The organism is Pseudomonas sp. G5001 (genome assembly GCF_013385475.1).
In the GTDB taxonomy this organism is placed as follows: domain Bacteria; phylum Pseudomonadota; class Gammaproteobacteria; order Pseudomonadales; family Pseudomonadaceae; genus Aquipseudomonas.
Map to the genome: position 1 here is coordinate 272763 of NZ_JACAPZ010000007.1, position 14903 is coordinate 287665.

The window sequence follows — 14903 nt, forward strand, 5'->3', positions numbered from 1 at the left end:
GAGTGATTGCAAAGGCTGTGCCGGGGCGCGCAATCGTGGTGCGCGCGAGCCGTGACCGGGCTGTGGGGGTGGGCGATGCACCAATGCGGCGCCAATCAACGCAGGCTGTGCGTGCAGGCGCACCCGGATGGTGCCTGGCGCCCCGAGCCTTAACTATCTAATGCCTGCGTCCGGCCAAACCCTTGAAAGTGAAGCCTGCCTGGTGCCCCCGGCAACCCAGGGGCAGCGCCAGTTTTCTTAACTTCACTCAAGTGACGATGAACATGGACAGTACTCACATTCAAGACGATCAAGTGGCGAGCACGCGCAGGCCGGTTCCCCATCTGGGGCCGGCGTTCGTTACCGATCACGATGCCGCCCATTGGGCGCATCAACAGATCGGCAACCGGCGCGAGACGGTATTTGGCGGGCTGGTTTTCAAGCGTGATGACGGGATGTACCTGCCAAGCGTGCCGGTGGCCGGCACCGCCACTGCATTCGATTTCCAGAGCGACCTGCTCAAGGTCGATGCCAACAGGAATTTCCTGGCGTACGAGGGCCACAGCGTTCACGCCCTGTACAGTTCGCGCGGCGAGGATGGCACCCGACGCTCCGCGCAGATACAGCACTGGACAGGCGCGCAGCGCCGCCTGGATCGCAGCTTTTTCCCCATCAATATCCTGCGCATCATCATCCAGGTGCGCATGCTGTGCACCCGTTACTACCTGTCCGGGTTCTATGGCTCGCTCATCCAGTATGAAAGCAGCGGCTCTGCGACTGAGGCCAGCTTCTTGAACCAGTTGATGGCGGCCAAGCCTGCGGCCGATTTCGACGACTACATCGCCTTTATCAATCAGACGGCCAGGGCCGGCTACCTGCGGGTCATCGTTGCCAACGCCGAGCTGGGTGGAAAGCCTGGCCAACTGCTGGCGCCGTGGACCCTCAATCAAACCCTGTCGCAAATCGGGCAGGACGCACTGGCGCCTCTCGCCAGCCAAGTCAGCCGCCGGTGGCAGGACGCGGTGCGATCAGTCTTGCCGCCGCTGGGGTTTGCACGGCAGGAGAGTCTCTTTGGCTACCTGTACAAAAGCGCGTCGAACCAGTACGTGGCCGAATTTCCGTCGGATGAACTCAAGGCAGCGTTTGCGCTGACCAGTGGCAAGTTGTCACTGCCAAAAGTGCACAAGGCGGACAGTGAGTTTTTGACCTTCGGTATTTACTGCTCCCTATCACCGCAAGCGAAACCGACCGTGGCGAAAGAGTCGTGGCTGGCGGAAAACTTCTTCACGGCTTCCGCGTTGGCTGCCGTGGTGATGATGGCGGGGACCGACGACCTGGGCTTGCACTTTTACTTGCGCGCCAACGACGGCGCGCTGCTGATGTACCACTGCACCGGCTCGCAGGCGCAGTCCCAGCTGTTCGCCAATCGCGGCGCGGATCTCGACGGACGCTTGAAGGACGCTACCTTGAGCCCTTCCGAGTTTGTCCGGCAAGTGGCTGCCGTGGGCACGCTGACGGTGGTTGAGCCCGGACGGATATGGGACAAGGCCGGAGTGGTAGGAGCGCAATGGCGCGCCTTCGCGAAAGTCCATGCGTCGCTGAGCCCTGCCTTCGTCACTGCCGATGATGTCGCACGCTACCTGCATTACAAGGTGGGTTCACCCCACGGCTCTTTTCTCCAGGCTTACATCTTCAAGCGCAGCGATGGGCTGTTTGTGGCCTCCAGGCTGTCAGACCCTGACAGGTGGCTGTCGTTGTGGGGCGGGGCATTGCCCACCGACAACGCTCTGACGCGGGTCGAGCTTGAAGGGCACCAAATGGTTGGCGAGTTCAATCGACCTGTCTACGACCTGGCCGAGGTGCGTGCCAACTATCCTCAAAAAACCTCGCGACAGCTGGCGTTCCTGGTCAGTACACCGTCGACTCAAGCAATCGACATGACGCTGGTTTTTTCCGATCAGATCAAGGTGCTTTACACCAGCGGAACGAACGGTACGTTGATCAAATACGCTGTCAGCGGCTCTCGGGCCGAGCGTGAATTCGGCGAGTACCTGGCACAAGTTGAACGCGATGGCCAGGGTGTGGCCCGCGTACAAGGTTTTGACGGCACGCGTGAAGGGCTGATCAAAGAGCTGGTAAAACTCGGTGAGTTGACGGTGCTGCTGGAGGATGAGACCTGGTACAACGTCCAGGGCCGGGTCCCGGCCACCTGGGAGCCCGAAACGCCTTTCGCCGCCGCAGCCCCCATTGATACGCCCCTGAGCTGGGTTTTCACTGACCTGGCAACCGCCGCCCGTTATGCCCATGACCGTATGCAGGCAACGGCGGATGGCCGGCGAGTCGGTTGCATCCTCAAGCACTCGAGTGCAGAGCAGTATGTGGTCAGCGAGCCTTGCGCACCGATACCCGCCGGCGAAACCCTTTTCGTGTTGGCGAATGTTTTTGGCAATGCCAGCCTGCCGCCAGGCTTCGCCCTGCGTGGCTGGTACTGCCGCAGCGCACCGGACGCCACCGGCATCGGCGCCGAACCCTGGTTGTACGAGGGCTTTATCGACACCACGGATTTTGCCCAGGGGATTGCCGCGCTGCGCATCCACCCCGAGAGCAATCTGGCCTTCTACCTCAGCACGGCGGACGGCGCTCAACTGGCCTATGACGCTTCCGGCTCGGCCGAGGAAAGCCAGCTCTACCAGGTGCTGCCCGATGGCCGGGTGACGGACAACGGGCTGGGGGATGAACTGCGGGCCGCCACCGTGACGCCCCACGAGATGATCCAAAAGGTCGCCGCCGCCGGGGCGCTGTCGGTGTTGCAACCGGGCACGTTGTGGGATGTGGCGGGGCTGGTCGCCGACACCTGGCGACCTTACGCACTGGCACCCCGCCCGCAACTGAGCCGCGGGTTTCTCCAGGTAGAAGACGCGGCACGCTATGCCCACGGGCAAATCGGCAGCTGGCGTGAGGGCGAATACTGCGGCTATATCCTGCAGCGCCCGGACGGTCTCTACGTGGCCACTGAGCCATTGCCGGCCAGCGACGCCGGGCGCTTTGCCCTGGGCGTTGTCTACCCCCAGGACGTCAAGGGCCGCTCACTGCTCCCGCCCGGTCACATGCTGAAGGCCGTGTACGGTTCCAGCCGCGGGGTTTCGTTGCTGGAACCCGAGCGCCTGCAGCGCCCGGGCTGGTCGCGGGACGATGCCTGCCTGGAGGCGCAGATGTTCAGCGCCCTGGACGTGCACACGCTGATCCGCAATCGCCAACAGGTGTCCGTGGCCTACCTGTCGGGCGCCGAAGATTGTTTGCTGGCGTATGACCTGATCGACTCTGCCGCCCAGGCGAACCTGTTCAAGGCGCTCGACCCCTTGCCCCATCGCAGCCCAACGGCCCTCAACCTGGCCAGCGGCACGCTGACGGCGCGGGAGTGGATCAGCCAGGTGGCGGCGGCCGGCAGCGTGCGGGTGGTGCAGGCCAACCCCTTGTGGGGCGCGCCGGGGCTGATCGCCGAACACTGGCGGCCACGCCTGCCGATACCCCGGCGCGAACGTCCGGAGCAGATTGCCTATGGCCCGGTCTGCGCCAGTGCCGCTGACGCGGCTCGGGCACTGCACACGCGCCTGGACCATGAAGCACCGACGCAAACCGGTTTCGGGTTCATGCTCAAGCATCGCGATCAGGACGCTTTTGTCTGCTCCGAGCTTGTACCCGCCTGGGATAGGGCCGGGCTGTTCGCCTTGAGCGCCGTGTTTGCCGTGGATGACGAAGGCGAGTTCATTTACCCCACGGGTTATCAACTGCACGCCTTGGTTTACCGGCGCAACTGGATGCCACAGGGGCTGACCACCGCCGAACACTGGCTGGCGCAGCATTTTATTTCGGCCGGGGATCTGGCCAGTGCCACCGTCGAGGCCAAGCGCCAACGGGAGACAGGCGCACTGACGGGCTTGCCGGTGTTTATCTCGACACTGGACCAGGCGCTGCTGCAGGTACAAACGCCGGTGGCATCGACGCTGTTCAACCCGGTCCGCCAGCCGTCGGGGGTCTATGAAGACGTGCAGACCTTGATGGCCAGCGGGCAGCTCTCGGCGGTCGGGTTTGTCAACGAAGTGGCGAAGTTGAGCTGGTTGAGCGTTTTGGTGCCGAGCGAATGCTGGGCGTTGGCGGGTAAACTGGATGTCAGCCAGGCCCCATGGACCGCCTTCGCCAACTTTATGCGTCGCCCATTGAGCCCGCTGTTCAGCAACCAGGCCGATGCGGTGCGTTACGCCCACCAACAGCTGGGTACACAGCGCGACACGCTGCAAGGCGGGCTGGTGTTGCAGCGCAACGGCAAGTTTGTCGCGACCCTGGCGGTGCCGGTGTTGAGTGAAGACTTCGACCCGAACGTCATCCTGCCGGGCCTGGACGTCAGCCAGGCGCTGCTGGCCCCTGGTTGGAAAATGGTCGCGCGTTACCGGTCACGTGTCGCCCGGGTGCTGGAGTTCTGGTTACCCTCTGAAGAAAACGCGGTGTATCAAAACCTGTTCTCGACCAAAGTACTGGAGACCGCCCTGAAGTCGGGTCACCTGTGGACCCACGAATACCTGCTGACGCCCGACGGCTCACTCATCGGCTTCAGTACCCAGGATGCCGAGCGCAGCTTGCTGGACTCAGGCCAGCGCAACGAAACGACGCAGTTGCTCAGCCACCTGGAAACCTCCCTGGCCCCCAACAGCCTGGCGTTGCACGACCCTTACAGCAATGCCATCGAGCAGCAGATGCGCAGTGGCCGCAAGAGCCCCACCGAGCTGGTCAATCAGCTGGCGCGGGTGGGGACTTTGCAGGTACTGGAGGGCGGCCCGTTGTGGGGCACTGCCCAGCGTGTGCCGCCGGGCTGGATGCCCGGCCTGGCCTACGTTGCGCCGCAGGCGGCGGTCCATGCCGTGGCGGATCGGCAGCTGGGCCCGGTGTTCAAGCATGCCGACGACGCGGCACGCCATGGTCATCAATACGCCCATGGGCGCACTGAACTGAGCTTCGGGGTGATTCTCAAGTCCTCCGACAATGGGCATTTTGTCGCCTGCGCACCGGTCAAGGGCGACGACCTGGGCTTTGCCCTCGACCGGGCGTTCCTGCGCGGGCAGTTGCCGAGCGGGTACAGCCTGCAAGGCCTGTATCTGAGGCTCCCGCAGCGCGCTGCGCCCGAGTTGCCCCAGGCCGAAGGCTACGCGCAACTGATGGCTCCGGCCGTGGTGCTGGCGGCGCTGAGCTTTTTGCGGGTGGCACAGAGTGAGCGTTTCCTGGCGTTGCATGTGTCGTGTGCCGACGGCTCACTGTTTCGGTACCAGGCGGTGAGGATCGACCCGGACTGGGATTCCAGCCGCCGGCAGACGGCGTATCTGAAACACCTCAACAGTCGTGGCAGCATCGACAGCCATGTGTTGAAACTGGTGGAGTCCGGCGAGCTGCGGGTACTCGACAGCAGCCCGTTCTGGGATGCCTTGTTGCCCCGGATAAAGCGCCTGGCCACGACACTGGCAGTGCGCGATACCCGCATGGCCCTGGGCCCGTTGTGCGCCCACCCGGACGATGCCGCGCGCCAGGTATGGCAACAGGTTGTGCCGCTGGAGCACCAGGCGCGGCTGGGAGCGGTGCTGGGCAACGGCGACAGCGACACCTTCATCGCCGTGCAACCGGTGGCAGACCCGGGCCCCTCGGTGGCCGTGGGACTGCGGCCGGACACACCGGCCTACAAGGCATTGTTCGAAGGCATCATGAACCTCGGCTACCCCGGCACATCGACCCGCTACCCGGCGGGCTACAAGGTGATGGGCGTCCAGCAGTTGTTCAAGCTCGACACCGAGCGCCAGCATCTGGCGGATCGCTACGAAGAAGGCCTGGCCCACAACTTCATTGCCCAGAAGGAAATCCGCGGGTTCATCGAGATGCTGCGCCAAGACAAGATCGCGGGGGCGCGTTACTACTTCACCCCGGTGCACGGCGCGTTGATTGTCTATGAGCCCAGCTATCACGCGGACGAAAGCCAGTTGCTGCGCGATGACTGGATCGACGAAGACACGGGTGTGGTGAAGGTCAAGCCCAGCGAGGTGATCCGCCGGTTGGCGACCTCGGGCAAGCTGACCATCCTGGAAACCGATCGCTTCTGGCAACCCCGCAGCCAGGTGGCGCGGCGCTTGTTGCATGCATTCAAGCAGGCCGACCAGGGGGGTTAACGCCGCCGCATCAGCCCGATAAAAAACAGCCCGCCAATGGCCGCCGTGGCCACGCCGATGGGCAGGTCTTCGGGGGCAATCATTGTGCGGGCCGCCACATCCACCCACACCAGGAACACACTGCCCAACAGCACGCACACCGGCAGCAAACGCCGGTGTTCGGCACCTACAAGGCGCCGGGCAATGTGCGGCACCATCAGCCCGACAAAGCCGATGGAGCCGCTGATGGACACCAGCACGCCGGTCATCAGCGAGGCGATCAGGAACACCTTGAGCCGCACATTGCGCGCGTTCAGGCCCAGGGTCACGGCGGTCTGTTCGCCGGCCATCAGCGCGTTCAACGGGCGAGCCATCCCCAGCAGCAACACCAGCCCCAGCAACACCGTGGCGAAGGGAATGGCCAGCAGTTCCCAGCGCGCCAACCCGAGGCCGCCGAGCATCCAGAACATCACCGCCGAGGCCGCGCGATGGTCGCCCATGAACAGCAGCAAATTGGCCACCGCCATCATCACGAACGACACCGCCACCCCGCACAGCAGCAGGCGGTCACTCTCCAGCCGACCGTTGCGACTGGCCACCGCCAGCACCACGATCATGCTCAGCAACGCACCGATGAACGCCGCGATGGGCAGGGTCAGCAAGCCGATCACTTCACCCACATGCAGCACCACGATCACCGCGCCGAGGGTGGCACCGGAGGTCACGCCCAGCAGGTGCGGATCCGCCAGCGGGTTGCGTGTGACGGCCTGCAACACCGCACCGATCAACGCCAGCCCGGCGCCTACCAACGCGCCGAGCAGCATGCGCGGCACGCGGATCAGCCACACGATATGTTCCTGCCCCGCGCTCCAGTCCACCTCGCCAACGCCGAAGGCTTTATGCAGCAGGATCCGCCACACCACGTCCACCGGTACCCGCGCCGAGCCGAACCCCAGCGAGACCACGCATGAGATCAGCAACAACGCGCCAAGGGCACTCAGCAGCAGGGCATAGCGACGGGTAATCATTCGCCGTGAAACCCCTTGGCCAGGGTTTCAACCGCCAGTACGTTGTCGATGCCCGGCGTGGCCTGCACGTAGGGGATCACGATAAAGCGCTGGTTCTTGATCGCGTCCACCGATTGCAGCGCCGGGTTGTTCAGCAGGAACTGCTCTTTTTGCTCGGCGGTGATTTCGCTGTAGTCGACGATCACGATGACCTGCGGGTTGCGCTCCACCACGGTTTCCCAGTTGACCCGGGTCCAGCTGGCGTCCACGTCATCGAGAATGTTGCGCCCACCGGCGGCGTCGATCAGCGCCTGGGGCATGCCCAGGCGGCCGGAGGTCATGGCGCGGTCTTCGCCGCTGTCGTAGAGGAACACGCGGGGCTTGTCGGCCGGCAGGTTTTCCTGCACTTGGGCGACCTGTGCCTGCATCTGCGCGATCAGTGCATTGGCGCGGTCCTGCACATCGAAGATCTTGCCCAGGTTGCGCAGGTCGTTATAGGTGTCTTCCAGGGTGGCCGCCGGCCGCTTCATCACGAAGGCACAGGACTCGGTCAGCTCGTAGACGTTGATGCCCAACGGTTGCAGGGTTTGCGGGGTGAGGTCGCCACCGACGCGCATGCCGTAGTCCCAGCCGGCGAAGAAGAAGTCGACGTTGGCGTTGAGCAGGGTTTCCACCGACGGGTATTTGCTCGCCAGTTCCGGCAGGCCGTCGAGGATCTGCGCCATTTCCGGGGTGACCGACTTCCAGCCGGTCACGCCGCTGTAGCCGGCCATGTGCGACTTGAGGCCCAGGGCGAGCATCATCTGGGTCATGTTGATGTCGTGGCTGACCGCGTGTTTTGGTGCCTCGGCGAAGGTCACTTCGCGGTTGCAGCTCTGGATTTTCAGCGGGTAATGGGTCGCTTCGGCGAACGCCTGGGAAGTGCCGAGCAGCAACGCGAGAGACAGCAGGGAGCGCAGGATCATGGTTGGGTTATCCAGGTGATTCGGGGGTAGCCGGACAAGGGGTGAGTGTCGATCAATGCTTCAACGCCGAACACCTCGCGCAGCAATTCGGCGGTCAGCACTTCGTGAGGTGTGCCGCTGGCGACGATGCGCCCGTGGTTGATCACGTACAGCCGATCACAGAACGCGGCGGCCAGGTTCAGGTCGTGAATGCTGGCCAGGGTGCCGATGTTCAGGCGCTTGACCAGTTGCAGCAATTGCAGCTGGTAGCGTGGGTCGAGGTGGTTGGTCGGCTCGTCGAGGATCAGCAGTTGCGGTTGCTGGGCCAGGGCGCGGGCGAGGATCACCCGCTGTTTTTCTCCGCCCGAGAGGGTGGCGAAGGCGTGGTCTTCAAAGCCCAGCAGGCCGACGTTATCGAGGGCCTGGCGGATCAGGTTCTGGTCTTCAAGCGTATCGCTGTCGAACAGGCCCTTGTGCGGTGTGCGGCCCATGGCGACCACTTCATCCACCCGCAGGCCGAAGGCGTCGGGAAACTCCTGGAGCACCACGGCAATGCGTTGCGCGCACCACTTCGAGGATTGCTTCCAGACGTTCTGGTGTTCCAGCAGCACCTCACCGTCAGCCGGTTTGCTGAACCGATAGGCGCAGCGCAGCAGGCTGGTCTTGCCGCTGCCGTTGGGCCCGATCAGCCCGACGAACTCACCGGCGTTCACGTGCAGGCTGGCGTCACGCAGTTGGAACTGGTGATGACAGTGCTCGTGGCCTGGTGGGGTCCAGGCGAGGGCGGTGAGGTTGAGTGAGGTCATCTTTACTCTCAGGTCCAACACAGGACAAATGTGGGAGCGGGCTTGCTCGCGAAAGCGGTGGATCAGTAACAGATACAGTGCCTGACACACCGCATTCGCGAGCAAGCCCGCTCCCACATTTGGACAGTGTTGCGTTCAGTTAGAAGGTGTAGTCCGCCGTCACGAAGAACGAGCGCGGCTCGCCCAGGATCCATTGCTGGCCGTCGTTGTATTGGCTGACGGCGTAAGTGCGGTCGAACAGGTTATTCAATTGCAGGCCCAATGTCGTGTTGCGCATGGCTTTCCATGAAACGCTGGCGTCGACCACGGTGTAGCTCGGCACTTCGCTGGTGTTGGCGGTGTTGGCGAAACGCGAGTCTACATAACGCACACCCGCACCGGCACGCACGTCGTCAGTGATGGCCTTGCTCAGCCACAGGTTGGCGGTGCGACGCGGCACGTCGGTGGGGCGGTTGCCGTCGCGGGACACGGACTGGCCGTTGACCACTTCGGCGAAGTCGTCGTACTGCGCCCGCACGATCGCAGCGTTGGCTTGCAGTTGCCAGGCATTGGGCAGTTGCAGGTCGAGGCTGGCTTCCAGGCCGTTGGAGGATTGCTGGCCGACTTGTTCCTTGAGGGTGGTGCCTGGAACGCTCACCAACAGTTTCTTTTTGACGATGTGGTAGGCCGCCAGGGTCCATTCACCACGGGAATCCCAGAACGCCTGCTTGAGGCCGATCTCGGTTTGCTTGGCGGTGGACAGGCCGAACTGCTGCTGGCTCGGGCTCAGGGTGATCAGGCTGCCAACGCCGTCAGTGCTGGTGGCGTATTGGCCGTAGACCGAGGTGTCCGGGGTGATCGCGTAGACCAGGCCGGCTTTCCAGTTGTTGCCGGTAAAGGTCTTGTTGGAGTCGCTGCCATCCACCAGGGAGTCACTGTCGATGTGCAGGTAATCGCGGCGCACGCCGGTGATCAGCGACAGTTTATCGGTCAGTTGCAGGCGGTTTTCGGCGAACGCAGCCAGCTGTTTGGTGGTGCTGACGGACTGCGGAATGAAGGGGCTGGCGCTTTCAAACGGCTGCGGTACCGGGTGGTTGATGTCCACCGGTTGGCCGGCGTTCGTCAGATCATCGAACGGCGAGTTGCTGGCCAGGCGGAAGCGAATGCGGTTGTACTCCACCCCCGTCACCGTCTGGCTGTCGAGGCCGAACAGCGTGTGTTTGAAGGTGAAGGTCTGGCGGTCGCCCACCTGTTCCTGGTTGTGCTTGATGCCCAGGTAGCTCTGGCGCACCAGGCCGCCGTCGACGTAGTTGTAGCTCTCGGCGTTCTGCCAGCGCCGCTGGTTTTTCAGGTAGGACAGTTCGTTGGTGGCGGTGACGTTGTCGTTGATCTGCCACTCGCTGGTCAGGCGCGTCCACTGGTCGTTGTAGTGCTGGATATCGTTGCTGACGTTGTAGTTCTTGTCCCGCAGGCCCTTGTGCAACTGGCCGTTGATCAGCGGTGTGCCGTAGTCGTTTTGCGGGGTCTGGTCGCCGTAGTCGGAGGCCAGGGTGAAGCTCAGGTTGTCCGCCGCCTGCCAGCGCAGGGCACCGCTGACGAAGTCGCTGCCGGACTCGCCGCGGTCGATGAAACCGTTGCTGCGCAGGCGGTTGATGTTCAGGCGATAGCTCAGGGTGTCGGTCAGCGAGCCGCCGCTGTCGAGGGCTTGCTGCTGGCGGTCATAAGAACCGTAGCCCAGGCGGATATGGTTTTCGATCTCGCCCTCGAAGGGTTTCTTCGCGATGGTGTTGATCACCGCGCCGGTGGCGCCCTGGCCGTACATCACCGAGGCCGGGCCGCGCAGTACGTCCACCCGCTCAACGGACCAGGTGTCCACCGGGAAGGTGGAAGTGCCCGCGCCATCGAACATGCGCGCGCCGTCGTACAACTGCAGCACCGAGCTCTGGCCGGTGAACCCGCGTGCCGACAACGAGGTACCACCGTCGCCCGGCGTGCCGGTGCGGCTGATGCCGGTGGCCCGGGAAATCGCGTCCTGCACCGTGGCATCGCCCCGTGCGCGAATCTGCTCGCCGGTCTGGCTTTCAACGCTGCCCGGGGTTTGCAGGGCCGTGAGGTTCAGGCGTGAACCTGCCGTGGTCGGGGTGTTCAGGTCGACGCGCTCGTCGTCGACGGCGGGGGCTGAGACGGCACTGGCGGGAAGCGTCAGGGCCTGGGCAGTGTTTTGCAGGGCGAGCAGGCACAGGCCGGACGCAAGGTACTTGTTCATCGGACGATAAATCGCTTCTTCGAGACGGTACTCGCCGCAGGGCGCGGCGAGTGGGAGAACACATTAAGTGTTACAATATAACACTTTGTGCGGCGTGGGCGAAAGCCCGCGTAAGACTACATAACGCCTCTAGGTAGGGCATCTCGTCTGTTTCACGCTGAACCTGAGGCAGATTCACGTTGGCCAAACCACCGTGAAAGCACCAAGCGATCCAGTGCCCAGACCACGATCAGCGAGGCGCCCACCAGCGGAAAGACAATCGCCAGCCCGAGCATGATCACCATCGCGGTTTTCCATTTCGGCAGGTCATGGCGCAACGGTGGAACCCCCAGGCTGCCCTGTGGCCGACGCTTCCACCAGATCACCACACCGCTGACGGCGCTGAGCAGGATCATCAGGCAAATCAGCAGCACGATGATCTGATTGACCACGCCAAACATCTTGCCTTCGTGCAGCATCACGCCCGATTCGGTAACCCGCGCCACGCTGTTGTAGTGCTCCCAGCGCACATCGGCCAGGACCTTGCCGGAGTATTGGTCCACATGCAGGGTGGCGTCATTGCGCGGGTCGTTGGCGAACACCGCGAGGGTGAACACGCCTTCGGCAGTGGTGGGGAAGGTGATGCTGTAGCCGGGCTCGACCTTGCGTGAGTTGGCGAGGTCGACCACCTGTTGCAGGCGGATACTCGGGGCTGCCGGGCCCTGGCTCATGCCGGCGTGCTTCATGTGCTCGGCATGCTCGCCAGACATCGGCATCGGCGTGTTTTCCATGGCCCACGGCACGGTTTGTTGGCTCGCGGTGTTGAGGCTGCGGGCCTGCTGGTCGGACTGCGGCACGTTGTTCCACATCGCCGCCGGGAATTTATTCCACAGCTCGGTGTATTGCTTGCCCCAGAAGCCGGTCCAGGTCATGCCGCTGAGCAGCATCACCAGCAGGAACGCCGCGCCCCAGAAACCGGCGACCGCGTGCAGATCGCGCCAGAACAAGCGGCCGCGACTGCCCAGCCGTGGCCACAGAATGCCCGCCGCCGACTTGCCTCGCGGCCACCACAGATACACGCCCGAAATCACCAGCATCACACCCCAGCCGGCGGCCAGTTCCACCAGGCGATCGCCGACGGTGCCGATCATCAACTCACCATGCAGCGCACGGGCGATGGCTTGCAGGTTGTACTTGGCGTCCTGTTCGCCGAGCACGGTGCCGCGATACGGGTCGACGAATACCGTCACTTCGCGCCCGTCGTTGTGCATCACGAATTGCGCGCTGCTGGTGGCGTCGGCAGGTGGCAGGTACTTGCTGATCTTGCCTTGTGGATAGGCAGCCTGGGCACGTTGCAGTTGCTCGTCGGCACTCAGCGCGTGTTCGGCGCTGTGCACGGTCAGCAGGTTGCCGTACATCAGCGGGTCGAGTTGGGGTTTGAACAGGTAGATGATGCCGGTCAGGGCCAGCAGCACCATGAACGGCGCGACAAACAGCCCGGCGTAGAAATGCCAGCGCCAGGCCAGGTTGTAGAAGGAAATCTTCGGTGGGTTCATCAGGGTGCTCCGCAAAGGCTTGGATTTTTTGTGTTATCGAGGACGCCATCGCGGGCAAGCCCGCTCCCACAGGGGAATGCATTGCAACTGTGGGAGCTGGCTTGCCTGCGATGCGCTTAGAAGCTCATGTCCACCTTGGTCCAGAGCGTGCGCCCCGGTTCCTTGATGGCTTGCGGGTCATTGGCCGGGTAGCCGAACCCGGCGTTGCCGGCCAGGTTCAAGTGCTCGGCGTACGCCTTGCCGAACAGGTTGTCGACGCCGGTGCTGACCTTGAAATTCTTGTTGATGCGATACGCCCCGTTCAGCGAAAACACGCCAAACCCCGAGCTTTTGTCGAAGTCCTTGCCCACCACGTTGCCCTTGTTCTGGTCGATGCGGTTTTGCGCCGCGACCACCCGCCACAAGGCGCCGGCGCTCCAGTCGTCCTGGCTGTAGGTGAGCCCGAAGCGCGCATCCAGCGGCGGGATCTGCGGCAGCGGTTTGCCGTCGCTGGTGTTCTTGCCCCAGGCGTAGGCGAAGGTGGCATCGGCCTTCCAGTTGGCGGTCAGCTTGTAGGCTGCGCCCAATTCACCGCCCATGATTCGCGCGTCCACATTGCGCGCCTGGGAGGTGGTGCCCATCATTCCCGGCTGGTAGTCGAACAGGATGAAATCACGTACCTGGCCGACGTAGCCCGAGGCCCAGGCATCGAGATCGGCGGATTTGTATTGCAGGCCAAAATCCAGCTGGGTGGTTTTTTCAGGCTTCACACCGTCGAAGGCATTCACGGAACCGACCGACCCGGTGTCGGGAGAAAACAGCTCCCAGTAATCAGGGAAACGCTCCGAATGCCCAAGCCCCGCGTACAGGGTGGCAGGGCTGTCCGCCAGATCGTGCTCGTAGCGCACAAAGCCGGACGGCAGCGTATCGGCGCGGGTTTTACCGGCGGTGGGGTTGGGGCTGCTCATCATCCCGGAGCTGATGGTTTGCCGGAAATCCTTGGCCGAGGCGCGGTCGACGCGGGCGCCGGTGATCAGGCGGTCGCGGTCGGCGGCGTACCAGGTCAGTTCGCCGAACACCCCGTAGTTGTGGAAGTTGGCGTCCTTGCTGCGGGGCAGGTCCTTGTAGGTGTCGACGCCCATGGCGCTGCGTTCGCGGTGTTCGTTGGTTTGTGCATCAATGCCGCTGATCAACTGCACATCGGCCCAGCGCCAGGTGGCCTTGATACGGGCGCCGAGGGTGCGGCGGTCGACGTTGGCCGCCATGGGACCGGCCATCATCCCGGTGCCCGACGGGACGCGCAGGGTGTAGTTGTCCATCACGTGGTCGGCGTAGTTGTAGTAGACCTGCGCTTCGACCTTATCCAGCACCTCGCCGATGTTCGATTTCTCGAAGCGTAATCCGAGGCTCTCGCGCAAAAACTGCGAACCGTCCATGCCACGCCCGGCGTAGCGGGCTTCGCCATCGCCACGGCCGGCGGTGAGTTCCAGCAGGGTGTCGGCGTCCGGGGTCCAGCCCACGGCCACGTCGCCGTTCCACTTGTCGTAGCGCGAGGCGACGGTGTCGTTGTTGCCGTCCTTGTAGTCATCGGCGTGGGCCTGGTTGCCGATCACCCGCACATAACCCAGCGGCCCGCCGGCTGCTGCGTCGACGACTTTGTCGAAACGCCCGTTGGAGCCCGCCAGGATGCTGGCGTTGACCCGCGTGCCCAGCTCGCCGAATTGCTCGGGCTCGCGCTCGAACAGGACCGTGCCGGCTGAAGCACCCGGGCCCCAGAGCACGGTTTGCGGGCCCTTGATCACCGTCAGCTTGTCGTAGGTTTCCGGTGAGATATAGGAGGTGGGCGCGTCCATCCGGCCGGGGCAGGCGCCGAGCATCATGCTGCCGTTGGTGAGGATGTTCAGGCGTGAGCCGAACATGCCCCGCAGCACCGGGTCGCCGTTGGTGCCGCCGTTGCGCACCAGGGCGAAGCCGGGGATGGTCTTGAGGTAGTCGCCGCCATCGCTGGCGGGCACCGGTTGGCGCGGGTCTTTCGGGTTGGTGACGACGGTCAGTGGTGAGCTGGGGGCAATGGCGGTGATCACCGTCGGGCTCAGTTCGTTCTGGTCGGCAGGCTCGTCGGCGTGGACCTGAGGAACCAGCAGCGCGCCACACAGAACGGCGAAAACGGGAGTACATCCCAAACGGGTGTCAGCAGAAAACCTGGACATGAAAAATTCCATC

7 protein-coding genes are annotated in these 14903 nt (G+C 63.6%); 1 reads left to right on the forward strand and 6 read right to left on the reverse strand.

Translation table 11 applies throughout. The annotated features are described in order from the left end of the window. The first annotated feature begins 263 nt into the window (after positions 1-263). Positions 264-6185, forward strand: a complete 5922-nt coding sequence (locus tag HX805_RS07115) for a hypothetical protein (protein WP_177080375.1) — start codon at positions 264-266, stop codon at positions 6183-6185. Here the strand turns inward: HX805_RS07115 and HX805_RS07120 are convergent. From HX805_RS07120 to HX805_RS07145, 6 genes are all read right to left on the reverse strand, one after another. Further along, the gene (locus HX805_RS07120; protein WP_003217368.1) at positions 6182-7192 is read right to left on the reverse strand and encodes an iron ABC transporter permease; all 1011 of its coding nucleotides are present in this window, start codon (positions 7190-7192) and stop codon (positions 6182-6184) included. The two genes, HX805_RS07115 and HX805_RS07120, sit on opposite strands and share 4 nt — an antisense overlap. Continuing rightward, positions 7189-8136 carry an ABC transporter substrate-binding protein gene (locus tag HX805_RS07125; protein WP_008439045.1) on the reverse strand — a complete coding sequence of 316 codons (948 nt, stop codon included), beginning with the start codon at positions 8134-8136 and terminating at the stop codon, positions 7189-7191. Before HX805_RS07125 ends, HX805_RS07120 begins: the two co-directional genes overlap by 4 nt. Then, positions 8133-8921, reverse strand: a complete 789-nt coding sequence (locus HX805_RS07130; protein WP_003217364.1) for an ABC transporter ATP-binding protein — start codon at positions 8919-8921, stop codon at positions 8133-8135. Before HX805_RS07130 ends, HX805_RS07125 begins: the two co-directional genes overlap by 4 nt. Before the next feature lie 139 nt (positions 8922-9060). Further along, the gene (locus HX805_RS07135; RefSeq protein ID WP_177080374.1) at positions 9061-11166 is read right to left on the reverse strand and encodes a TonB-dependent siderophore receptor; all 2106 of its coding nucleotides are present in this window, start codon (positions 11164-11166) and stop codon (positions 9061-9063) included. Positions 11167-11318: 152 nt separating this feature from the next. Next, positions 11319-12701, reverse strand: coding sequence for a PepSY domain-containing protein (locus HX805_RS07140; protein WP_177080373.1), 1383 nt, complete (start codon positions 12699-12701; stop codon positions 11319-11321). Positions 12702-12817: 116 nt separating this feature from the next. Continuing rightward, positions 12818-14890, reverse strand: coding sequence for a TonB-dependent copper receptor (locus HX805_RS07145; protein ID WP_177080372.1), 2073 nt, complete (start codon positions 14888-14890; stop codon positions 12818-12820). Positions 14891-14903 lie beyond the last annotated feature (13 nt).